The 20,899-nt window shown below is 35.3% G+C and carries 18 protein-coding genes and 1 pseudogene; 11 read left to right on the plus strand and 8 right to left on the minus strand.

What is annotated here, in order from left to right:
• Positions 1 to 16: 16 nt before the first annotated feature.
• Both PMI13_RS08290 and prfB read right to left on the minus strand, forming a co-directional pair.
• Positions 17 to 712 carry a DedA family protein gene (locus PMI13_RS08290; protein ID WP_007842647.1) on the minus strand — a complete coding sequence of 232 codons (696 nt, stop codon included), beginning with the start codon at positions 710 to 712 and terminating at the stop codon, positions 17 to 19.
• An 86-nt stretch (positions 713 to 798) separates the two neighbouring features.
• Positions 799 to 1,911 carry a peptide chain release factor 2 gene (gene prfB / locus PMI13_RS08295; protein WP_007842649.1) on the minus strand — a complete coding sequence of 371 codons (1,113 nt, stop codon included), beginning with the start codon at positions 1,909 to 1,911 and terminating at the stop codon, positions 799 to 801.
• A 97-nt stretch (positions 1,912 to 2,008) separates the two neighbouring features.
• Between prfB and PMI13_RS08300 the strand changes: the two genes are divergently transcribed.
• Positions 2,009 to 2,275 (plus strand): hypothetical protein, encoded by a 267-nt coding sequence (locus PMI13_RS08300; protein WP_034670240.1) that lies wholly within the window; start codon positions 2,009 to 2,011, stop codon positions 2,273 to 2,275.
• A gap of 144 nt (positions 2,276 to 2,419) precedes the next feature.
• Here PMI13_RS08300 and PMI13_RS08305 read toward each other — a convergent pair whose 3' ends face one another.
• Complete coding sequence (locus tag PMI13_RS08305; RefSeq protein ID WP_007842656.1) at positions 2,420 to 3,775, minus strand: ATP-binding protein; 1,356 nt, start codon at positions 3,773 to 3,775, stop codon at positions 2,420 to 2,422.
• 116 nt (positions 3,776 to 3,891) lie between these two features.
• Here PMI13_RS08305 and PMI13_RS08310 point away from each other — a divergent pair, with 116 nt between their 5' ends.
• From PMI13_RS08310 to PMI13_RS08320, 3 genes are read left to right on the plus strand one after another with little or no spacing between them, the layout of a single operon-like run.
• On the plus strand, positions 3,892 to 4,803 hold the full coding sequence (locus tag PMI13_RS08310; RefSeq protein WP_007842658.1) for an ABC transporter ATP-binding protein: 912 nt from the start codon (positions 3,892 to 3,894) through the stop codon (positions 4,801 to 4,803).
• The gene (locus PMI13_RS08315) at positions 4,796 to 5,641 is read left to right on the plus strand and encodes an ABC transporter permease (RefSeq protein ID WP_007842659.1); all 846 of its coding nucleotides are present in this window, start codon (positions 4,796 to 4,798) and stop codon (positions 5,639 to 5,641) included. Before PMI13_RS08310 ends, PMI13_RS08315 begins: the two co-directional genes overlap by 8 nt.
• A 19-nt stretch (positions 5,642 to 5,660) precedes the next feature.
• Positions 5,661 to 6,410 carry a hypothetical protein gene (locus PMI13_RS08320; RefSeq protein WP_007842661.1) on the plus strand — a complete coding sequence of 250 codons (750 nt, stop codon included), beginning with the start codon at positions 5,661 to 5,663 and terminating at the stop codon, positions 6,408 to 6,410.
• A 230-nt stretch (positions 6,411 to 6,640) separates the two neighbouring features.
• On the opposite strand, the gene msrB is transcribed toward PMI13_RS08320, so the two are convergent.
• From msrB to PMI13_RS08340, 4 genes and pseudogenes are all read right to left on the minus strand, one after another.
• Entirely contained in the window at positions 6,641 to 7,735 is a 1,095-nt protein-coding gene (gene msrB, locus PMI13_RS08325) for a peptide-methionine (R)-S-oxide reductase MsrB (protein ID WP_007842663.1), read from the minus strand.
• Between the two features lie 20 nt (positions 7,736 to 7,755).
• Positions 7,756 to 8,191 (minus strand): annotated as a pseudogene (locus PMI13_RS08330) (DUF417 family protein).
• Between the two features lie 79 nt (positions 8,192 to 8,270).
• Entirely contained in the window at positions 8,271 to 8,543 is a 273-nt protein-coding gene (locus PMI13_RS08335; protein ID WP_007842665.1) for a hypothetical protein, read from the minus strand.
• 13 nt (positions 8,544 to 8,556) lie between these two features.
• Complete coding sequence (locus tag PMI13_RS08340; RefSeq protein ID WP_007842668.1) at positions 8,557 to 9,111, minus strand: RNA polymerase sigma factor; 555 nt, start codon at positions 9,109 to 9,111, stop codon at positions 8,557 to 8,559.
• Positions 9,112 to 9,512: 401 nt separating this feature from the next.
• On the opposite strand from PMI13_RS08340, the gene alaS reads away from it, so the two are divergent.
• The 4 genes from alaS to PMI13_RS08360 all read left to right on the plus strand — a co-directional run bounded on the left by alaS (position 9,513) and on the right by PMI13_RS08360 (position 17,679).
• A complete protein-coding gene (gene alaS / locus PMI13_RS08345; protein WP_007842670.1) occupies positions 9,513 to 12,116 on the plus strand; it encodes an alanine--tRNA ligase in 2,604 nt (867 codons plus the stop codon).
• A gap of 187 nt (positions 12,117 to 12,303) precedes the next feature.
• Positions 12,304 to 14,757, plus strand: a complete 2,454-nt coding sequence (locus PMI13_RS08350) for a DUF5686 family protein (protein WP_007842672.1) — start codon at positions 12,304 to 12,306, stop codon at positions 14,755 to 14,757.
• Positions 14,758 to 14,940: 183 nt separating this feature from the next.
• On the plus strand, positions 14,941 to 17,358 hold the full coding sequence (locus PMI13_RS08355) for a hypothetical protein (RefSeq protein WP_007842674.1): 2,418 nt from the start codon (positions 14,941 to 14,943) through the stop codon (positions 17,356 to 17,358).
• A gap of 87 nt (positions 17,359 to 17,445) precedes the next feature.
• Complete coding sequence (locus PMI13_RS08360) at positions 17,446 to 17,679, plus strand: hypothetical protein (protein WP_007842677.1); 234 nt, start codon at positions 17,446 to 17,448, stop codon at positions 17,677 to 17,679.
• 37 nt (positions 17,680 to 17,716) lie between these two features.
• Here the strand turns inward: PMI13_RS08360 and folP are convergent, their stop codons facing one another.
• Positions 17,717 to 18,562: a dihydropteroate synthase gene (gene folP / locus PMI13_RS08365; protein WP_007842682.1), complete on the minus strand. Its 846-nt coding sequence runs from the start codon at positions 18,560 to 18,562 to the stop codon at positions 17,717 to 17,719.
• A 233-nt stretch (positions 18,563 to 18,795) separates the two neighbouring features.
• Between folP and PMI13_RS08370 the strand changes: the two genes are divergently transcribed.
• From PMI13_RS08370 to PMI13_RS08380, 3 genes are all read left to right on the plus strand, one after another.
• Positions 18,796 to 19,362 carry a DUF1599 domain-containing protein gene (locus PMI13_RS08370; protein WP_007842684.1) on the plus strand — a complete coding sequence of 189 codons (567 nt, stop codon included), beginning with the start codon at positions 18,796 to 18,798 and terminating at the stop codon, positions 19,360 to 19,362.
• A gap of 1 nt (position 19,363) precedes the next feature.
• Positions 19,364 to 20,470: a BT_3928 family protein gene (locus PMI13_RS08375; RefSeq protein ID WP_007842686.1), complete on the plus strand. Its 1,107-nt coding sequence runs from the start codon at positions 19,364 to 19,366 to the stop codon at positions 20,468 to 20,470.
• A 70-nt stretch (positions 20,471 to 20,540) separates the two neighbouring features.
• On the plus strand, positions 20,541 to 20,891 hold the full coding sequence (locus tag PMI13_RS08380) for a tellurite resistance TerB family protein (protein ID WP_007842687.1): 351 nt from the start codon (positions 20,541 to 20,543) through the stop codon (positions 20,889 to 20,891).
• Positions 20,892 to 20,899: the final 8 nt, after the last annotated feature.

Below are 20,899 nucleotides of genomic sequence, written 5' to 3' on the forward strand. Positions count from 1 at the left end.
ACTTTAACTTTTATAGTTATTCAAAATCCTGATCTTCATATTTGGAAAAATCTTCTTTTTTTCCAAATAAAAATTTGATAATCACCGGCAGTGTTGTTACTAATACAATTACTAAAATAATAAGTTCCAGTTTCTTTTTCAGATCGATTCCGAACTGCTCGATAAATAATTTATCCAGATAATGCCCTGCAAAGATCAAAAGGAATGACCACAGAACAGCTCCGATAATATTATCTCTTAAGAATTCTTTTTTATCCATTTTCACGATTCCCGCTACAATAGGGGTAAAAGTTCTTACCACCGGTAAAAACCTTGCCATTATGATAGCCAAAGCACCATGTTTTTCAAAGAAATTATGAGCCTGATAAAGGTATTTTTTCTTAAAAAGCATTGTATCCTGCTTCTTATATAATGTAGGACCTGTTTTTACTCCAAAATAATATCCCACTTCATTTCCTATGATAGCGGCAAGAGAAACACTTGTTGCCAGAATGGTTGTATCTAAAAAATCGTTCCCTGTGGAACCAAAAGTCTCTTTGATGATTTCAACGGCATAAATTCCTGAAACAAATAATAAAGAGTCACCCGGTAAAAAAAATCCTACAAACAGACCTGTTTCAGCAAAAACAATAAATAAAATCAGCCAAAACCCACCCATTTTGATATAAAACTCAGGGTTTAATAAATCCTTCCAACTATTGAAATCTTCCATACGTATTGATAAGTAACAAAAGTAAGCTTAAAAAATCTGAAACGGAAATATATTATAAGATTTTAACTAAAATTCAAACATGATATTTATAGGTCCATATCATCATCGGAAACTGCCGTCCCATCTGCCATCAGAAACGCTTTAAGGAATGGGGTAAGGTTTCCGTTCATTACAGAATCCACATCAGACGTTTCATGCCCGGAACGTACATCTTTTACCAGCTTATAAGGATGCATAACATAATTCCTGATCTGGCTTCCCCACTCGATTTTCATTTTATTGGCCTCAATTTCGTTTCGGGCTCTCATTCGTTCTTCAAGCTCCATTTCATATAACCTAGAACGAAGCAATTGCATAGCCTTTTCTTTATTCTGAAGCTGTGACCGGGATTCTGAGTTTTCAATAATAATTCCTGTAGGGGCGTGACGAAGGCGTACTGCTGTTTCCACTTTATTTACGTTCTGCCCGCCAGCACCGGAAGACCTCATTGTTTCAAAGCTGATATCCGCAGGATTGATATTGATTTCAATAGTATCATCCACCAACGGATAAACATATACAGAAACAAAACTTGTATGTCGCTTGGCATTACTGTCGAAAGGTGAAATTCTTACCAAACGGTGCACACCATTTTCTCCTTTGAGGTATCCGAAAGCATATTCGCCATCTATTTCCAAGGTAACGGTTTTCACTCCGGCAACTTCACCTTCCTGAAAATTGAGTTCCCTGATTTTATAGCCTTGTTTTTCTGCCCACATGGTGTACATTCTCATCAGCATGGAAGCCCAGTCACAACTTTCCGTACCTCCGGCTCCGGCTGTGATCTGTAATACGGCAGAAAGCTCATCCCCTTCATTGGAAAGCATATTTTTAAATTCGAGGTCCTCAATTTTTTCTACCAGTTTCGGGAAAGCTTCGTCCAGTTCCTTTTCAGAATCCGGATCTTCTTTTGCAAATTCCATCAATACTTGCAAGTCTTCAAACTGGGTATTGATATCTTCGTAATCTTCCACCCATTTCTTTTTAGAGCGAAGCTGTTTAAGGAACGCTTCCGCCTCTTTCGGAGTATCCCAGAAGCCGGGAGCTGCTGTTTTCTCATCATCATTGGTAATCTCTATCTTCTTTTTTTCAATCTGAAGATATTTATGAAGGTCTTCAATTCTGGATTGAACTTGTTTTATCTGGTCGTTATTAATCACGAATTTTTTCTTTTTTGCAAAAATAAGGATAAAATAAATTTAATCTTTAGCTATATTTACATTTATCAAAACTAATAATCTAAAAATACAAATGAGCATGAACACATTAATTAATGAATCCAGCGGCAATTTTACAAACCTTAAAAAGATTATCAATTTCCTGGATATGATTCCCAACGCCTCTGAAAGCCAGATTGACCTGGTTACCCACAAAATTTTAAAACATCTTGAAAATGGTGCTCTACCGGAAAAAATAAAAGGAGCCATAGAGAGCGAACTGATCATTACTTATGGTTATTATTCCTTTGAATTTGATGTAGATCGGGTAACGGAAGAGATTATGAATTGGTGGGAAAGAAGGTAATGAGTTGAGAGTTATGAATTATGAATCATTAATATATTAACGGCTAATTTAATATTTGCCATAAGGTTTTTCTTTCAACTCATAATTCATAACTCATAACTCATAACTCATAATTCATAACTCTCAACTCATAGCTCTAAATGCTCAACTTTTATCCGTTTCTTCTCCATTATGGTGAAAACCGATTTCCCTTCTCGGCTCTTCTACCACTCTATAGGTTTCAAGCTCAGTTCTTAAAGCCTGTATCCTGTATTGAAAATCATCAAGGTTATTAATGATTGCATCAGCTAAAAATCTTGCAATCTGCTCCAGATATTCTTCGGTAAGCTTTCCGGTTGCATCTCTTAAGGCTCCGTTCAGAAGATTCTGGTCTATTTTCAGATTTTCATTTTTGGTTCTCTGATAAAGGTTTTTGATACGTTTTTTCAGGCTCTGTGTAAAATCAATCAGCATGGTATTGCTGAAAACCTTCATTCTGGAGGATACTCCGTGCCAGAAAGGAACTTTATCCGCCTTATTATTTTTAAGGATTTTATAAAGCAGGGAATCATTCTCCAATCCTTTGGTCATCGCATAAAGAATAATTTCAGAACGCTCTGCTGCATTGGGTGGAAAAACCGGAATCATCACATCAAATCTACCCGGAGCCAGAATTTCTTCATCTATTTCAGATACCGAATTGGCAGAGCCCACCATCAATAGACCTTCCTGTTCAAATTTTCCGATATAGTGAAGAATCATTTCCTGGGTTTCCAGGTTGCAGGAAGCCACATCCGTTTCCGCTTTTCTTTCCATCATAATTTCATCAAAATCATCAAGAAACAGAAGCACTTTATCCTGGCTCATCATGGTCACCAGAAAATCGTTAAAATCAGTTTTATTTCCGTCTACAAAAGAAGTTCCCAGATAATTCTTCTTTACCTCCTTAAACTGGTAACCTATAATCTCCGCAATCTTATTGGCCCAGAAAATTTTACCGCTTCCCGGAGGACCGTATAAAATAATTCCTGCCGGCTTATTAATTCCCCAGTCTTTGATCTGCCGCTCATTTAAAAAGGGTTCCAGAACTCCTGAAATATAGAAAAAAAGATCTCTGTATCCAATAAAATCTCTATGCTGAAGACTCGTTTTATGTCCAAAATAATTGTATACAAACTGGTAATTCCCGCCTAATTTATTGTCAATTCCGTAGCTGGAAATAGAAGAACGGAAAAACCCGTTATCAAAAATATTCGGATTGGTTTCTTTTATGGCTTTTTCTACCTTTTCTTTAGGCTGATTAATGGTTTTCGCTATTTCCTCCAAAGTCTTGGTCTTATCAAGGTCTTTTTCATACTGTCTCAAAAAATCTACATTTTCACGGGCAAATTTTTCAAAATCTGTTTTCACCTCAAAGTTTGTACTGACACAGATCCCCGGCTCAAGATCAAAATCCTGTATAAACTGTTTAATAGCTTCTGCCGAAACATTCAATTCCTTTGCAAGTTCGATTAACTTCATATTCACAAATTATACTATCAAAATTAATGTTTTAATCTTAAAAATTTCAGACAATTTAATCTATTCTTGTAACATTTCGTAAATTATATAGACTACTACTATGTAAAACAAATTACATGGAGAAAATTTTATCAGTCAAAAATCTGACTAAGAAATTTAAGAGAGTCGTAGTAAACAATATCTCTTTTGATGTGGAAAGAGGTAATGTTTATGGTCTTCTTGGACCCAACGGAAGTGGAAAATCAACAACATTCGGAATGCTTCTTTCAACGATAAACCCTACAAGTGGAGACTGGTACTGGTTTGGAAAGAAAGGCACCGACCCTGATACACTGAAAAAAATAGGTGCAATCATTGAACAGCCCAACTTCTACCCTTACCTCAGCGCTGAAACCAATCTGAAAATAGTAGCAGAGATCAAACATGCTCCTTACGAGAGGATTGATGAAGTTTTAAAAACAGTGGGTCTTTTTGAAAGAAAAAAAGATACTTTCAGAACTTTTTCACTGGGAATGAAACAGCGTCTGGCTATTGCTTCCGCAATGCTCAACAATCCTGAAGTGATGATTCTGGATGAGCCTACCAACGGCCTTGACCCTGAAGGAATCATTCAGATCAGGGAGATTATCTCTAGTATTGCCAAACAGGGTATTACGATTATCATCGCAAGTCACCTTCTGGATGAGATTGAAAAGATATGCAGCCATGTAATCGTACTTAAAGAAGGGAATTCGATCTACTCCGGAAGAGTGGATGAAATGACCAATAATAAAGGTTATTTTGAATTAAAAGCGGATAATAATACTCAGCTTTTAAATGCACTGGAAGAGTTGCAGTGGTTTACTTCCGTTAAATCTGACGGCGAAATTATTAAGGCACAGATCCGCGAAGACGCTTCCGTTTCTGCATCAGCCCTGAATCAGAAACTTGTGGAAAGAGGGATTTTCCTGTCTCATTTAACGAAGAAAAAGCTGTCTCTTGAAACTCAATTCCTTGAACTTGTAAAAAACACAAACAACCATGCTTAAATTATTAAAACTCGAATATTACAAAAACCTGAACTACAGACCATTTAGGGTTTTTACCATCCTGTATTTTGCTATTTTAATTGCGTTGCTTTTCATTGGGCTGGTTGATTTCGACCTTTTCGGGGCAACCATCAATTTAAAAGAACAGGGGATTTACAATTTTCCTGAAATCTGGAATTTCACTACATGGATTGTTGCTTTACTGAAAATCTTCCTGGGACTAATCATCGTTTTTTCCATTTCACAGGAATTCAGCAACAGGATGTTTAAACAAAATACCATTGACGGATTAAGCAGGAACGAATTTATTGGCTCCAAGTTATTAACTATAGGTATTTTTACTGTTGTATCAACTTTAATTGTATTCTTAATTACCATCTTGCTGGGATATCAATATTCCAATACCACAGAATCTGGAATGGTTTTTAAAGAAATTTTCTTTATCGGGAACTATTTTGTAAAGCTGTTTACTTTCTTTTGTTTCCTGATGTTTCTTTCCATTCTGTTGAGAAAATCTGTGTTTGTTTTTCTTGCATTCTTTGTTTTCTGGATCGGTGAAAGTATTCTGACAGCCATAGAAACATTTTCAAAGGTAAGCGGAATGCAGGGCCCTCAGAGAAATGAAGTGCTTCAAAATGACTTTTTTATCACTCACCTTCTCCCGCTGGAAAGCATGTCGAGCCTTATTCCCAATCCTATGATGAGGCTGAATATGGCCAAAATGATGGGATTAAAATATGAATTCCATTACCCTACGGAAAGTATGATCGCATGTTTGGTTTGGTGTGTTATATTTATTTTTGGTTCTTACTGGATCCTGAGAAAAAGAGATTGGTAGGACTTTGGCTAAAAAATCAATGAATTTTAAATATCTAAAAATTAAAGTGGTTCGTTCGGATCACTTTTTTTGGCTTAAAATTTTCATTGGATTTTGGAAAATAATATCCCTGAAAAAGGTTTACTACGTTCCGGGACTAATCAGTGCTTTGCTGATTCCGATTTTGTTTTGGTATTATGGAAATCAGAAATTCGACACCATCAATCTTAATATGATTGATATCGGACTTCCTGCTAAAATCAGGTCCAGAGGTGATATTAATAACAAAATTTCTTTTGAGCCAATGAGAAAATGGAATTACAAAAAGGTAAAAATAGATCCGAATGCTGCAAAAGCGAATTCTCAACTTTATATTTCAGAAATCAAAAAACTTAAAGAAAGAAATCAAAAAGAAACCGGAATTGAATTCATTCTGGGTGATAAGAATACCTATGGTGATTTCGTTTCTCTGTTAAACGACATGATCATTGCAGAACAGGAAGAATATACTTTGGATATTGAAAAAACGGGACATCTTTTTGCTATTCATTCTTATATAAATCCGAATTCCGAGCCTTGTTTGCTTTGTAATGATTATATTGTTGCTATAGATTCCGGAGTTGAAAATAATGGAGAAGCTTATTTAAAATTTATTGAGCCCAAAGGCTATGAAAAGTTTAAAGATGTTTTAAGAAAACTACCCGGAGAAGTTTTTCTTATTATTTTCAGTTTCTTAATATTGCTGAATCTTTCTATACTCAGTATTAAAGAAAGATTTCAAATGCAATGAATTAGTTAATCGCAAAGTCGCAAAAGATGACCGTCCTACCCTATGTTTTTAAGACGCAAGAAAATCATAGATTTTCGGCTATAAATTTCTACGTGATTTATTTTTCTCAATAGCATATGATTAAACTTCTTTGCGCCTTAAAGCATAGCACATTTAAAAAACTTGCGGCTTTGCGTATAACTTAAAACAAAAAAGGCCGTCTTTCGACAGCCTTACTTTCACTTGATTATTTACTTTTTATCCAGCAGAGAAATGTATTCTCCATATCCTTTTTCTTCCATTTCCGCTTTTGGAATAAACTTCAGTGAGGCACTGTTGATACAGTAGCGTAAGCCTCCTTTATCCGCCGGGCCGTCATTGAAAACGTGCCCCAAATGGGCATCTCCGGTTTTACTTCTTACTTCCACTCTGGTCATTCCGGCAGACCTGTCCATTTTTTCATCAATTAATTTTTTAGTAATCGGTTTTGAAAAACTTGGCCATCCGCAACCGGATTCAAATTTATCTGTTGAAATAAATAAAGGCTCCCCCGTTGTAATATCTACATAGATCCCTTCACGGGTTTCATCCCAGTATTCATTCTGGAATGGTCTTTCTGTTCCGTTTTCCTGAGTTACCCTGTATTGTTCCGGAGATAACTTATCTTTTAAAACTTTTTTATCCTGTTTTTGATATTTTGCCTTTGGAAGTGGGTTTGCATTTCTCGCCATTTCAAAAAGTCCCGGTTCAATATGACAGTAACCTCCCGGATTTTTATCCAGGTATTCCTGGTGATAATCTTCCGCTTTATAAAAATTTTTCAACGGAATGGTTTCAACCACCACCGGCTTATTATAATTTTTAGCCAATTTCTGAACCTCCTCTTTTACTACAACATCATCTCCTTTTTCGGTATAATAAATTCCGGTTCTGTACTGATCTCCTCTGTCATTTCCCTGTTTGTTCAGACTTGTAGGATCAATGGTTTTGAAATAAAGATCAATTAATAATTTCAGGTCAACCTGAGTGGCATCATATTTCACTTTTACGGTTTCCGCAAAACCTGTTGTATGACTTACCACTTCTTCATAAGTTGGATTGTTGGTTTTCCCGTTAGCATAACCTACCTCGGTAGCCACAACTCCGCGAATCTGTTGAAAAAAATGTTCTGTTCCCCAAAAACACCCGCCTGCAAAATAAATTTCTCTTACGTTTTTATTGTCCATAATTTCTTGATTTTCTTTTTCTTTTTTTACTTCTTTGGGCTTTGAATTTAAAAACCCTGATTTTGTAGCAAATACGGCTATACCCAGAATAATTCCAAGCATTATAAGTATATTTTTCATATTTATCTTTTTATTCATTTTTAATTATTTTGAAACAGTGTTAATCCAAATCCCAGAAACATCACGTCTTTCAGGATAAAAAAATCTGTAACAGGTATTCCATCCACTATTTTCCATATTCCCGGTGTTGTAAACAAATAGCTTAATGTCACTAGAAAAGTAATGGTCATTGCCACTCCTGCATATCTTTTCAGAAATGCAAATTTCACACTAAATATCAGTAAAAAGGCAATGATAATTTCTATCACTCCGATAGCATTTGACACAGCCTGAACGCCCATAAAATCATAGACGAAAAAAGTGAGAAAATGGTTTTCCACCAAAGGTTTTATAGCATTGGCTTCCGTCGGTGTAAATTTGAAAATTCCGATCCATAGTAAAATAAGAGCAGCTCCGAAAAAGCGAAAGGTAATATCCCGGTCTTATTTTTGTAAATTGTTGTAATGTTCCGTTCATATTTTAAGATTTTGAATGACTACTTTAATATTTTCAAAAGTATAGTCGGAACAATTTCAAAATCCTGACAAAGTTTTTCTTAAATGTCTAATTTTTCGAGCACTTTGTTTTTAAAATCCTGAATATCAGATTGATTAACTTCACTCTCCTCTTTCTGAGAAAGTTTTCTTTTCAAAATATCGTCTAAAATTTCCAGCTTTTCTTTGTATGCCCTGCACCATTTACAGATTTTAAGATGCACGGAAAGCTTCCAGTCTTCTTTCCTGGAAATGGTCTGTGCATTTCTTTTTTCCATGAGCAGGGTTGCTTCACGGCAAGGCAAAAATATCAGATGAATAATTTTTTTTAACATTTTTTATAATTCATTACGATCTCGCAAACCAGTTAAAATCCAGGCATTCTCTCAGCTGCATTCTACTTCGTTGAAGAATCTTCCATAGATTAGTCGTAGAAATATTTAATTCCTGACTTACTTCCGGTGCTTTTTTTTCATGAAGATAATACATTTTTAGTGGAATTTTCCATCTGACCGGTAATTCTTCAATACAATCTTCCAGAGTCTTATTAAAATTCTGATCATCCAAAAGCTCCGTTTCTTTATCTGAAGCATCCCAATCATTCAGCACATCATTATTTTTCCATGAACCTGTTTCATCAAAAAAATGATCAAGACTGATCTGTGGTTCCGATTTATACTTTTTTCGGTAAAAATCGGAAACTTTATAATTAAGAATGCTGTAAAGCCAGGTTAAGGGTTTACTTTTTTCTTCAAAAGAATCATATGACGTAAAAGCAGACAGAAAAACCTCCTGAACAACATCTTCAGCTTCACCCTTATCTGAAAGCAGATACATAGCCCTTCTCAAAAGAGCCCCGGAATATTGCTCCACCCAACTTTTCAGTACTTCATTTTTCGTCATATTAATCTTTATCTTTTCAGATCATAACGAAGATAATAAGTTAAAAGGAAAAGTACAAGAAATATGTATCACTAAATTCCCCTCCTCTGGAGGGGTGGCGAAAATTCTTTTAGAATTTTTGACGGGGTGGTTAATAATGTAAATTTTAAAAGGGAATGGTCAACAGTCAATTTTTCCCGGTCTGGATTACAGCGAAAAAGGGAAAATAGCTACTAAAGAGAAGGAAGCCGGATGATGGAAGTTTATAGGATTGAAAACAATAAATTTCTTCTTCATTGAAATAACGAAATGTAAATTTTATAAACAATTTAAAACGTAAAACTATTCTTTTACATTACTTTAAAAATCTTAAATTTGCATCTTATCAAAAAATTGTAAAAAGCAAAGCAACATATATCATTATGACATCACAAGAGATACGTCAAAAATTTTTAGATTATTTTAAAAGCAAAGGCCACCTTATCGTTCCTTCAGCACCAATTGTGTTGAAAGACGACCCTACTCTAATGTTTAACAATTCCGGAATGGCACAGTTTAAGGATTTCTTCCTGGGCTACAAAACACCTGCCGCCCCGAGGATTGCCGATACACAGAAATGTCTGAGAGTTTCAGGGAAGCACAATGACCTGGATGATGTAGGTAGAGATACTTATCATCACACCATGTTTGAAATGTTGGGAAACTGGTCTTTCGGTGATTATTTCAAAAAAGATGCTATTGCTTTTGCCTGGGAACTATTGACGGGAGTTTACGGAATTCCGAAAGAAAACCTGTATGTAACGATTTTTGAAGGAGATGCTGCTGAAAATCTTGAAAGAGACCAGGATGCTTATGATTTCTGGAAATCCCATATTTCCGAAGACAGAATTATCAATGGAAATAAGAAAGATAATTTCTGGGAAATGGGTGAAAGCGGACCTTGCGGGCCATGTTCGGAAATTCATGTTGACTTGAGAACACCGGAAGAAAAAGCTAAAATTTCAGGACTTGATCTTGTGAATAACGACCACCCTCAGGTGGTAGAGGTCTGGAACCTGGTTTTCATGGAATTCAACAGAAAAGCTGATAAATCCCTGGAAAAGCTTCCTGCGCGCCACGTTGATACCGGAATGGGCTTTGAACGTCTTTGCATGGCGCTTCAGGGGAAATCCTCCAATTATGACACCGATGTTTTCACTCCGCTGATTGCTAAGGTTGAAGAGCTTTCAGGAAAGAAATATACAGGGACTTTAGAAGACGAAAAAGATATTGCCATCCGTGTGGTGGTAGACCATATCAGAGCCGTTTCTTTTGCAATTGCAGACGGACAGTTACCTTCAAGCGGAGGAGCAGGTTATGTGATCAGAAGAATCCTGAGAAGAGGTATTTCTTATTCTTACAGATTCCTGGGGATGAAAGAGCCTTTCCTTTATAAATTAGTTGCCGTTCTTCAGGAGCAAATGGGAAAATTCTTCCCGGAACTTGAAAAACAGGGAACGCTGGTAACCGAAGTGATTAAAAGTGAAGAAGAATCTTTCCTTAAAACCATTGAAACCGGATTGATCAGAGTTGAAAAATTAATTCAGCAGACGATTGCCGACAATCAAAAGATATTACCTACCCTGGAAGTTTTCGAATTGTATGATACTTATGGTTTCCCGGATGATTTAACAAGAATTATCGCGGAAGAGAAAGGTTTGACGATTGATGAAGAAGGCTTTAAAGCTGAAAGGGAAAAACAAAGATTGCGTTCAAAAGAAGATTCTGCTCAAAAAGTTTACGACTGGGTAACCCTGGAAGAAAGAGATGAAAACTTTGTCGGTTATGATAAAATTGAATCTGAAACTTACATTACAAGATACAGAAAAGTAGAAAATAAAGACGGTGAATTTTATCAGGTGGTATTGAGCGAAACACCTTTCTACCCTGAAGGTGGTGGACAGATCGGTGATAAAGGGATTCTTGAAAATGCTGTTGAAAGCTTTGACGTTTTAGAAACTAAAAAGGAAAACGGATTGATTATTTCTTTAATCAGCGGACTTCCTAAAGATGCAGGTGCAGTTTTCTATGCTAAAGTAAATGCAGCTGACAGAAAGAACTCTCAGGCTAACCACTCTGTAACCCACCTGTTGCATGAAGCTCTGAGAGAAGTTTTAGGAACTCACGTTGAGCAGAAAGGTTCATTTGTCGGCCCTGATTATCTGCGTTTTGACTTCTCCCATTTCAATAAAATGACAGAGGAGGAATTAGCTTTAGTTGAAAATAAAGTAAACCAGAAAATCAAAGACAGTATCGCTTTACAGGAATTCAGAAATATTCCGATCAAAGAAGCTTTTGATAAGGGAGCCACAGGTCTTTTCGGTGAAAAATACGGTGATTATGTGAGAATGATCCAATTTGGAAGTTCAAAAGAACTTTGTGGAGGAACTCACGTAAAAAATACCATTGAAATCGGTCACTTTAAAATTGTTTCCGAAAGCTCTGCTGCTGCGGGAATCAGAAGAATTGAAGCCATTTCGGGAGATAAGTCTGAAGAATATTTCAAAAATTTAGAGAAGCAGGTTACAGAACTTTCACAATTGCTGAAATCTAAAGATATTGTAAAATCGATTGAAAAATTAATCGAAGAAAACGCTTCATTAAGATCTGAAGTTGATGCCTTGAAGAAAGAAAAAGCAAAAGGAGAAATCAGTGATTGGAAAAACGCTTATGAACAGAAAGGAGATAAACAGCTTTTAGTGAAGAAAACGTCTCTTGATGCAGGATCTGTAAAAGACATTGTATTCCAGCTGAAAAGAGAAATTCCGACCTCTGTGACAATCATACTTTCTGATGCAGATGGTAAACCAATGATCACTGTTGGGGTTTCTGATGATTTAGCAGCTAATTATCAGGCAGGAGCTATCATAAAAGATCTAGCTAAAGAAATCCAGGGCGGCGGCGGCGGAAACTCAGGTTTTGCCACTGCAGGCGGAAAAAACCTTGACGGCCTGGAAAATGCGTATCAAAAAGCACTGAATGTTTAATTTTACAATTCAAAAAAGATTTAAAATCTAAAATAATTGTTCATTATTTCATTTGAACAACTCTTAAATCAGCTGTATTATTGTTCAATACAGCTGATTTTATTTAAATTTTTAACAAAACATTATATTTTCCCCTATGGTTTTGTAACCTTCTTATCTATAGTTTTGTCTTATCTATAAAAAACTAATGACAAAGCTTTTATCCTCTTTATTTCTATTTTTTACGGTTTTATTTTTCAGCCAGAGCCAACTCAAGGTTCTCAACAAAACCAACAACCAGCCTATTCAGAATGCAGCGGTTTACTGTGATGACAACTTGCTCGGCAAAACCAGCCACGAAGGCATGTTATCATTCAAAACAAAATGTAAAAAAGTGGAAATTCTTGCCAGTAATTTTGAAGATGCTTTATCAGATGTAAAAAAAACGATGGAAGTGTCTTTGCAGCCATTATCTGAGAAGAGGGATAATATCGACAGGGTTGTCATTACGGATAAAAGTGATCCCAGAGCTCTGAAAATTTTGGATGAAGTTAATAAAAGAGCCAAAGAAAATTCTCCAAAATCTTTGGATTCATATAATTTTAAATCTTATTCAAAGTTTTCTATTGATGTAGATCAGGATTCTGTTGACATCTTTAAAAACTTCCTGGCTGTCAGGAAAGATTCACTTTCAAAAGCTGAAAAAAGAGAATTCAGGCAAAAAGAAGGCGAAAAAAAAGATTCGCTGATCACCGAAGATTTTATCAATGCAACAGAGGAAAGCCAGATGTTTCTTTGGGAAAAAGCAACGGAATACAAATATTCCCGGAAATTTGGTGAAAAAACCAATATCATAGACAACAGAATGTCGGGATTTAAAAATCCGATTTATGAGGCTTTGGCTATTAATATTTCTAATTTAGACAGAGTTCCGAGACAGCTAAGACCGGAAAACAGGAAATTATTTAATTTCTATCTTTCTGATACTTTACAGATGGACGGCAGAAAAACCTATGTTATCAAATTCAAAGAAATTACAGATAAGAAAAAACAGAATCCAAGAAAATTTAATGGTAAAATATATATAGACGCTGAAAACTTTGCCCTGAAAAAGTTTGAAAGTGTTAATAAAAAACAAAACGAAGGGAACATTGTTTCTGTCTGGAAGCCCATCAATAATAAATGGTTTCTAGATTATGAGGATATTAAATTAAAAATGAGCAGCCAATCTTTCAACACTTCTAAAAAAGACAGTCTAAAAGAGGGAGAAAGGACCCAATACAACAAAAAGAAGTTTGGAAATTATCTGTATGTAAAAAACCGTTTCTTTGATTTTAATCTGAATGAAGCACAGAAAGCATCCGATTTTAAAGGCTATTCCCTTGAAATGAAAAACACAGACGGAAGCCTGCTTCAGCAATACAGAACTGACAGTCTTACGGCAAGAGAAAATTCAACCTACACAAAAATTGACAGCTTTGTACAAAAGCACGATTTTGAAAAGAAACTGAACTTTTTAACTCAATTAATGCGGGGAAATCTGCGTTATAAAATCGTTGATTTTGACCTCACCAAGTTTTTCAGTTATGATAAATACCAGGGATTGCGTTTGGGAGCCGGCGTAAAGCTCAATGAAAGGTTCAGTAAAACATTCTCACCTGATGCCTATTTCGGTTATGGTTTTAAGGATCATCACTGGAAATATGGTCTGGGTCTGGATATGAAACTTTCCGACAGAAGAACCTCCGTTTTCCGTATCGATTATGTAGATGATGTTTTCGCAGCGGGAAGATTTAGCAATAATATGTGGGATATGATGATGAAAGTTTCAGATATTAATCTCGACCTTCACAATGCAACTTTTTATAAAAATCAGAAATGGGGGGCTTCCTTCCTTTATGACCTGACGAATTCATTAAGCATGAAAATTGCGGTAAATAAGGAAAAACAACAGGCATTTTTTGATTATCAGTATAAAAATATGGGCAATAGTTTTGACAATATAAGTACTACACTTTCTTTAAAATTTGCTCCGAACGATAAGAATATTATGACTCCAGGCGGAAAATTCACCTATGAAAAAAGCTTTCCCCAGCTTTTTGTGAATTATGAAAAGGGAATTGAAATTTTAGGTGGTGAGCTTAATTATCATCGTTTAGATGCACTCATTATTCATCAGTTCAGATCTAAACTGGGCCACACCAATATGAAACTTTTCGGTGGAATATCTTCCGGAACTGCACCGATCTGGAAAAATTTTGAAATTGCCGGCCAGAACGACAAAAACGTTGATAAGTGGTATTCGAATATCAGCACACCATCCAATTTAGGATTTTCAACAATGCCTTCAGGAACATTTTTCGCAGATAAATTTGTTGCTTTTAGAATATCACAAAATCTTCCGTTCAGATTTAAGACTTTTGGGACAAAATATTCAGATATAGAACTTGAATATCAATCTGCCATAGGCAATTTAAAAAACAGGACAGACCATCAGTTCGATTTCCAGGTGCTCGATCATTACTACCAGGAAGTAGGATTTATCTGGAACAGATTTCTGGGCAGGAATTTTGGGGTAGGCTTATCTTATCGTTTAGGATATTACCAAACCTCTGAATTCAAAGATAATGTCGGAATAAAAATAAGATTAAATGCATTTTAGAAAAACAGATTCCATAAAGAATATTAAATTAATTACAGAATAGTATGGTCATACATTTATACAATTAACAATAACTCAATCATAGTAAAATCCTATCAGACCAGATAGAAAAAACTAAAGTAATACTTTGTAAAAAGCTTTTTAAAAAAAAGAAATATCATTAATTTTGACAAGTTTTTTTACATGAAAAGGGTCTTATTAGTTATATTTTTCTGGACATCTGTTTTTGGTTATTCACAATCAAAAATTACCGTTATTGATGAGTCGGACAAAACCCCTGTTTCCCAAGCCGAAATTCTCTGCAATGGTAAAATCATCGGCAGGACAGATTCACAAGGCATTTTAGAATTCAAAACCCAATGCAGAAGTGTTGAAATCCGGGCAAGCCATTACCAGAAAGAAACAGTTCCGGTAGACGATAATATGGAAGTTTCGTTGCTTAAAAACTCTTCCAAAACCACTACTATTGAAACTGTAATCCTTGAGGACAAAAGTGATCCGAGAGCATTGGATATTTTAAAAAAAGTCAATCAGAATTTTAAGGACAATTCACCTAAAAGCCTGGAATCATATACTTACAAATCTTATGAAAAAGTTTCTCTTGATATCGATGAAGACAGTATTTCCCAGTTTAACCAGTTCTTTAATGATTCCAACCTTTTCAGAAAAAAAAGAGAAAAAGATTCAATAAATAATCTTTCCGCAAGACAGATCTTTTCAAAAAGTAAATTGTTTCTCTGGGAAAGAGCCCAGGAATTTTTATATTCTAAAAAATACGGTGAGAAAATCAATATTCTCGACAACAGAATCTCCGGATTGAAACAGCCCATCTATGAAATGATTGCTTTACAGCAAAGCAACAGAGATAAAATCCCGGGCCAGATTAAGCAGGAAAACAGAGGTTTATACAGGTTCTTCCTTACTGATACCCTCGAACTGGATGGGAGAAAAAACTTTGTCATCCGCTTCCGTGAAGTGAATTATAAAAAAAAGGATAAAAAGAGGAAATATAACGGTGCCATCTATATAGATACAGAAACTTACGGAATAAAGAAAATAGAAAATTTCAGCAAAATTAAAAATGATGGAATTATTACAAGCACCTGGATTTTCTACAATAACAAGTGGTTTCTTTCTGATGAAACCGTTAGGCTGCGGATGAGTAAAATGGGCATGGAAGAAGAGGAAAATAAGGAACAGCCCAAAGAAAACCTACCCAAAAAAGACAAGAGAAGTTTCGGAACCTATGCATTTCTTACGTCAAAATATTTTGATTTCAAATCGCCCGTTGAAGAAAATCAAAAGGATTTCAAGGGTTATACTTTCTCTGTAAAAAATGCTGACGGAAAGTCACTTGATTTATACAGAACAGACCCTTTAACCGAGCGGGAAAAGAATACCTACACAACTATCGACAGCCTTGGAAAACTCTATAATATTGATAATAAAGCAAAAATATTAACCGGGTTGATCAATGGGCAGATCAGAGTGGGAGTTGTCGATTTTGCAGTGGATGAAATTGTAAACTACAACCTGTATGAAGGATTCAGAGTGGGTCTGAAAGCCAAGCTTAATGAAAACTTCAATCCTTACTTTTCTCCGGATTATTATTTCGCATACGGCTTTAAAGACGACAAATGGAAATACGGAATCGGCCTTGATATGAAAACCACCCTTGAGAAACAATCATTTTTCAGGCTTGAATATTACAACGATGTAACCTCATCAGGAGAATTTTACAGGAAACTATGGAATTTCAAAATGCGGATGATGAATTACGGAAATAACCTTAATAATGATAAATACTTCCATTACAGAGGAGCATCACTCTCTTATCTGAATGATGTCACCAACGGGCTTACCGTTATTTTCGCAGCCAGAAGAAATTTTGAGGAAGCTATGTTTGATTATCAGTTCAGAAACCGGGGGCCGGCATTTGAAAATTTCAATACTTTATTTACCCTGAAATTTTCACCGAATTCCACCAATATCATGACCCCTCAGGGGAAATCTATTATTGATCAGAAATATCCGGAACTTTATTTCAATTATGAGCAAAGTTTTAAAATAATGGGCGGAGATTTTAATTATACCCGTTTTGATGCACTTTTTGTTCATAATTTTAAAACAATACTGGGAACAACAGGATTCAGACTATATGGCGGATTAGTGCTGGGAAATGCCCCGATATGGAAAAATTTCACCATGAACGGTCTTGCTTCTCCAGGCAGAGATATCAATTTCAACCTTACATCTTATCTTGGTTTTGCAACCCTGGAAGGAGGAAAATTTTATAATGACAAATTCATTGCTTATTATTTTACCCATAAACTCCCTTTCTATTTCAAAAGTATTGGCCAGAATGTTTCAAGCTTTGACTTTGTTTTAAGAGGAACCATCGGTGGTATGAAACATCCGGAATACCATCAGTTTCAGTTTAAAAAGCTGGATCACCTCTACCAGGAAGTTGGTTTAGAATGGAATAATTTTCTATCAAGCTATTTTAATTTGGGATTATTTTACAGGGTAGGTTATTATACAACACCGAATTTTAAACAAAACTTCGCCATACAATTTAAATTAAAACTATTGGAATTTTAATCCTCTCAATTCCCCTCCCACGGAGGGGTGGCGAAAATTCTAACAGAATTTTTGACGGGGTGGTTAACAACAATTAAATATTTCAACATGCAAAAAATAGAAATAAAAGCAGATCAGTTTTTTGAATTATTAAAATTAAAAGATACCTCAATGTGGGAAATCTTTGCCCAGATGATCGACGGAAATGAAAAAGAAATTATCTTCCTCAATCATGAAGACAAAATCCTTTTCAACTATATTCTGCCAACAGCACAGGAAAAACTGGAAGAAGACAGAAAGGAATTTTCAAAACAGTTTTCTGAGAAGCTGGGTAGTTTTTAGAGTTATGAATGATAACTCATAACTCATCATTCATAACTCATAATTTTACAAACTTCTGAATCGTTTTTTTGGCTTCGGCAACATCATGGACCCTCAGGATTTTTGCCCCCTGCTTCAGAACTTTCATATGAAGTTTCTGTGTTTCTTCGTTGATATCCAAAGGCGATTTTCCGAGCGGTTTATATATGAATGATTTTCTTGAAATACCAATTAATAAAGGAAATTTTTCAAACCCAAGATATTCTACTTCATCGATCATTTTCATCTGATCTTCAATGGTTTTCCCAAATCCGAAACCGGGATCCAGAATGATATCTTTCACTCCTTTTTGCAACAGTTCATTTATTTTTCCTGAAAAATACCGGTTAATTTCCATGGTAATATCTTCAAATCTGATTCTTTCATGCATTGTCCCGTAAGATGGATTAACATGCATCAGGATGTAAGGAAGTCCGGTTTCAGCAGCAGTATCAAACATTGTATCATCGTACTGCCCTCCCGAAATATCATTAATCAGATCAATCCCTTCATTATAACCGAACCTCACTGTTTCCGAATAAAAAGTATCCAACGAAATGAGGGCTTCTGGAAATTTTTTTTTAATCTGGGAAATAATCGTTCCGATTCTTCCTATTTCCTCTGTACTGCTTAAAAACTCCGCATTAGGACGTGTGGATTGAGGACCGATATCGATAATTTCTGCGCCGTCTTTTAACAGTTTTTCTGTATGTTGCAAGGCTGATTTTTCATTATTAAACTTTCCGCCATCCGAAAACGAATCCGGAGTAAGGTTTAAAATCCCCATAATTCTGGGTATATTCAGATCAATTAATTTACCGTTGCAGTTTAACGAATGAGTATTCGATGATAAATGATTTCGCATACTGCAAAATTAAAAACTTTTGGGAGTTATAAGTTAGAGTGATGAGTTATAAATTATGAGTGATGAATTATCTGGAATAAATAACAGACAAGGATAATTTAAACTCTCATCTAAAATCCTTTTCTCAACCATCAAACTCATCACTCATAATTTATAACTCATCACTCAAAAATTTCCCCCTCATTCCCGTTACCTAAAACCGAATTCGTATATTTGAAAGATTAAGAGAATTTATGTTAAAAACTTCAATACAGTTCCAGAAAGTTATTGTTCAGTGCCGGGATCTTTTCAGTAAAAAAATGCAGGATTACGGTGCTGCATGGAGGGTGTTAAGGCCAAGCTCCATTACAGACCAGATTTACATCAAAGTAAACAGAATCCGTACGTTACAAATGACTGATAAAAGAATGGTGGATGAGAATGAAGAAGATGAATTCATTGCTATTGTGAACTACTCTATCATCGGGCTTATTCAGCTTGAGAAAGGCCTTTCAAATGATTTTAACGAGAATAATGACGAGATTTTAAGCCTTTATGATAAATATGCCAATGAAGCCAGAGCCTTAATGGAAAAGAAAAATCATGATTACGGGGAAGCCTGGAGGGATATGAGGATTTCATCCATTACAGATCTTATTTACCAGAAAGTCCTCAGAACAAAGCAGATTGAAGACAATCAGGGAAAAACAATCGTTTCTGAAGGATTGGATGCCAATTATTTCGATATGCTGAATTATGCTGTATTCTGTCTTATAAAATTCTCTGAAAAGGAAAACAATTTCGAACCCAAAACTATTTAACATGATCAAAGGTTTATTACGTTTCATTATTGCCGTTATTTTTATTCTGTCAGGCTTTGTAAAAGCAGTAGATCTGGTAGGATTCTCCTTTAAAATGGAAGAATATTTTTCACCTGCTGTTTTCAATATGCCATTTTTTGAAAAATTTGCACTTCTGTTTTCTATAATTGTAGTGGTATTGGAGCTTTTCTTAGGATTTATGCTTTTAGTAAAGCTGAAACTTAAATTTACCCTTTCAGCATTGATTGTACTCTGCATATTTTTCGGTTTTCTTACTTTTTACTCAGCTTATTATAATGTAGTGACAGACTGCGGATGTTTTGGGGATGCGATCAAATTTACCCCTTGGCAGAGCTTTATTAAAGATGTTGTTCTTTTGGCCGGCTTAATTATTTTATTTGTTTTATACCGGAAAGATTTTGTCAGAAAAGATGAGTACAGTAATACAAAAAAATCTCCATCCAAATTCAAATACTGGTTATTAGGTCTGTTTTCATTGGCTATGGTATACATTATGGCCCAGGGAATCTTGCATGAACCGTTAATTGATTTCCGCGATTATAAGATCGGAACCGATATCAAAAGTGAAAAAGAAAAAATTGCTAAAAATCCGTCTGAATACAAAACTTTTTACTCTCTTAAAAATCAGAAAACAGGAGAAGTTTTAAAAGTTAACCAGGACGATTATATTAAAGAAACAAAATACTGGGCAGAAGGTTCTCCATGGAAAATCGAGGAAGGAAAAAATGAATCTGTCCTGGTAAAAGAAGGCTATAAATCTGAGATCGTTAAATTTAAAATAGAAGATCCTACAGGAATCGAACTTACAGAAGAAATCATCAAAGCTCCGAAAGCTATTTTAGTTTTTTCCTATCATCCAAAAGATGTTCCGGCTGACCTTCTTCAAAAAGTTGAGGCAAAAGTAAATGCTCAGAAAGGAGCAGTCATTTATGGTGTTTCGACGGATCAGAATACTTTTAAAACCATTAAGAATGCAATGATGGACGGAACTGCCATCAAAACCATAGCCCGAAGCAACCCGTTTGTACTGATCCTTCAAAATGGTAAAATTGCAGATAAGCAGCCTGGAAAAGATTATATTAAATAAGTTAAAACGATCAGTTGTGAATGGTGAATAATCACCCAAAACTATACAATTATCAAAATTAAACATACTCATGCAAAAATCAAATAAGCCCATTGCCGGTTACCATTTATTAATGATACTTTCTTCTGTTGACGGAGAATTTGCACCTGAAGAAGGAATGCTTATTCAGCAATATCTGGCAGACGAATTTCCTTTTAAAATAAATCTCGATAACGAGCTGGAGACAATTGCCTTACTTCAGCCGGAAGAATGGAAAGATCATTTTGAGTTTCATGCCCGCTGTTTTCATGATGATTCTACAGAAGAAGAGCGTGTAAATTTTGCAAAATTTGCTAAGAGCCTCATCAAAGCCGATCATAAAGTAACTGATGAAGAGCATACTTTTTATAAGCTTTTAAAAAATATGTGGCATCTCGAATAACCGCTTAC

It is taken from the genome of Chryseobacterium populi, assembly GCF_000282115.1.
GTDB lineage: Bacteria > Bacteroidota > Bacteroidia > Flavobacteriales > Weeksellaceae > Chryseobacterium > Chryseobacterium populi.

What these genes read in the sequence shown, in the direction of transcription:
- PMI13_RS08320 (WP_007842661.1), top strand. Translation starts at nt 5,661, where the DNA reads ATGAATTTTAAATATCTAAAAATTAAAGTGGTTCGTTCGGATCACTTT.
- PMI13_RS08350 (WP_007842672.1), top strand. Translation starts at nt 12,304, where the DNA reads ATGACAAAGCTTTTATCCTCTTTATTTCTATTTTTTACGGTTTTATTT.
- PMI13_RS08355 (WP_007842674.1), top strand. Translation starts at nt 14,941, where the DNA reads ATGAAAAGGGTCTTATTAGTTATATTTTTCTGGACATCTGTTTTTGGT.
- PMI13_RS08375 (WP_007842686.1), top strand. Translation starts at nt 19,364, where the DNA reads ATGATCAAAGGTTTATTACGTTTCATTATTGCCGTTATTTTTATTCTG.
- PMI13_RS08340 (WP_007842668.1), bottom strand. Translation starts at nt 9,111, where the DNA reads ATGACGAAAAATGAAGTACTGAAAAGTTGGGTGGAGCAATATTCCGGG.
- PMI13_RS08310 (WP_007842658.1), top strand. Translation starts at nt 3,892, where the DNA reads ATGGAGAAAATTTTATCAGTCAAAAATCTGACTAAGAAATTTAAGAGA.
- PMI13_RS08305 (WP_007842656.1), bottom strand. Translation starts at nt 3,775, where the DNA reads ATGAAGTTAATCGAACTTGCAAAGGAATTGAATGTTTCGGCAGAAGCT.
- PMI13_RS08300 (WP_034670240.1), top strand. Translation starts at nt 2,009, where the DNA reads ATGAACACATTAATTAATGAATCCAGCGGCAATTTTACAAACCTTAAA.
- PMI13_RS08370 (WP_007842684.1), top strand. Translation starts at nt 18,796, where the DNA reads ATGTTAAAAACTTCAATACAGTTCCAGAAAGTTATTGTTCAGTGCCGG.
- PMI13_RS08290 (WP_007842647.1), bottom strand. Translation starts at nt 712, where the DNA reads ATGGAAGATTTCAATAGTTGGAAGGATTTATTAAACCCTGAGTTTTAT.
- folP (WP_007842682.1), bottom strand. Translation starts at nt 18,562, where the DNA reads ATGCGAAATCATTTATCATCGAATACTCATTCGTTAAACTGCAACGGT.
- PMI13_RS08380 (WP_007842687.1), top strand. Translation starts at nt 20,541, where the DNA reads ATGCAAAAATCAAATAAGCCCATTGCCGGTTACCATTTATTAATGATA.
- PMI13_RS08315 (WP_007842659.1), top strand. Translation starts at nt 4,796, where the DNA reads ATGCTTAAATTATTAAAACTCGAATATTACAAAAACCTGAACTACAGA.
- PMI13_RS08335 (WP_007842665.1), bottom strand. Translation starts at nt 8,543, where the DNA reads ATGTTAAAAAAAATTATTCATCTGATATTTTTGCCTTGCCGTGAAGCA.
- alaS (WP_007842670.1), top strand. Translation starts at nt 9,513, where the DNA reads ATGACATCACAAGAGATACGTCAAAAATTTTTAGATTATTTTAAAAGC.
- msrB (WP_007842663.1), bottom strand. Translation starts at nt 7,735, where the DNA reads ATGAAAAATATACTTATAATGCTTGGAATTATTCTGGGTATAGCCGTA.
- PMI13_RS08360 (WP_007842677.1), top strand. Translation starts at nt 17,446, where the DNA reads ATGCAAAAAATAGAAATAAAAGCAGATCAGTTTTTTGAATTATTAAAA.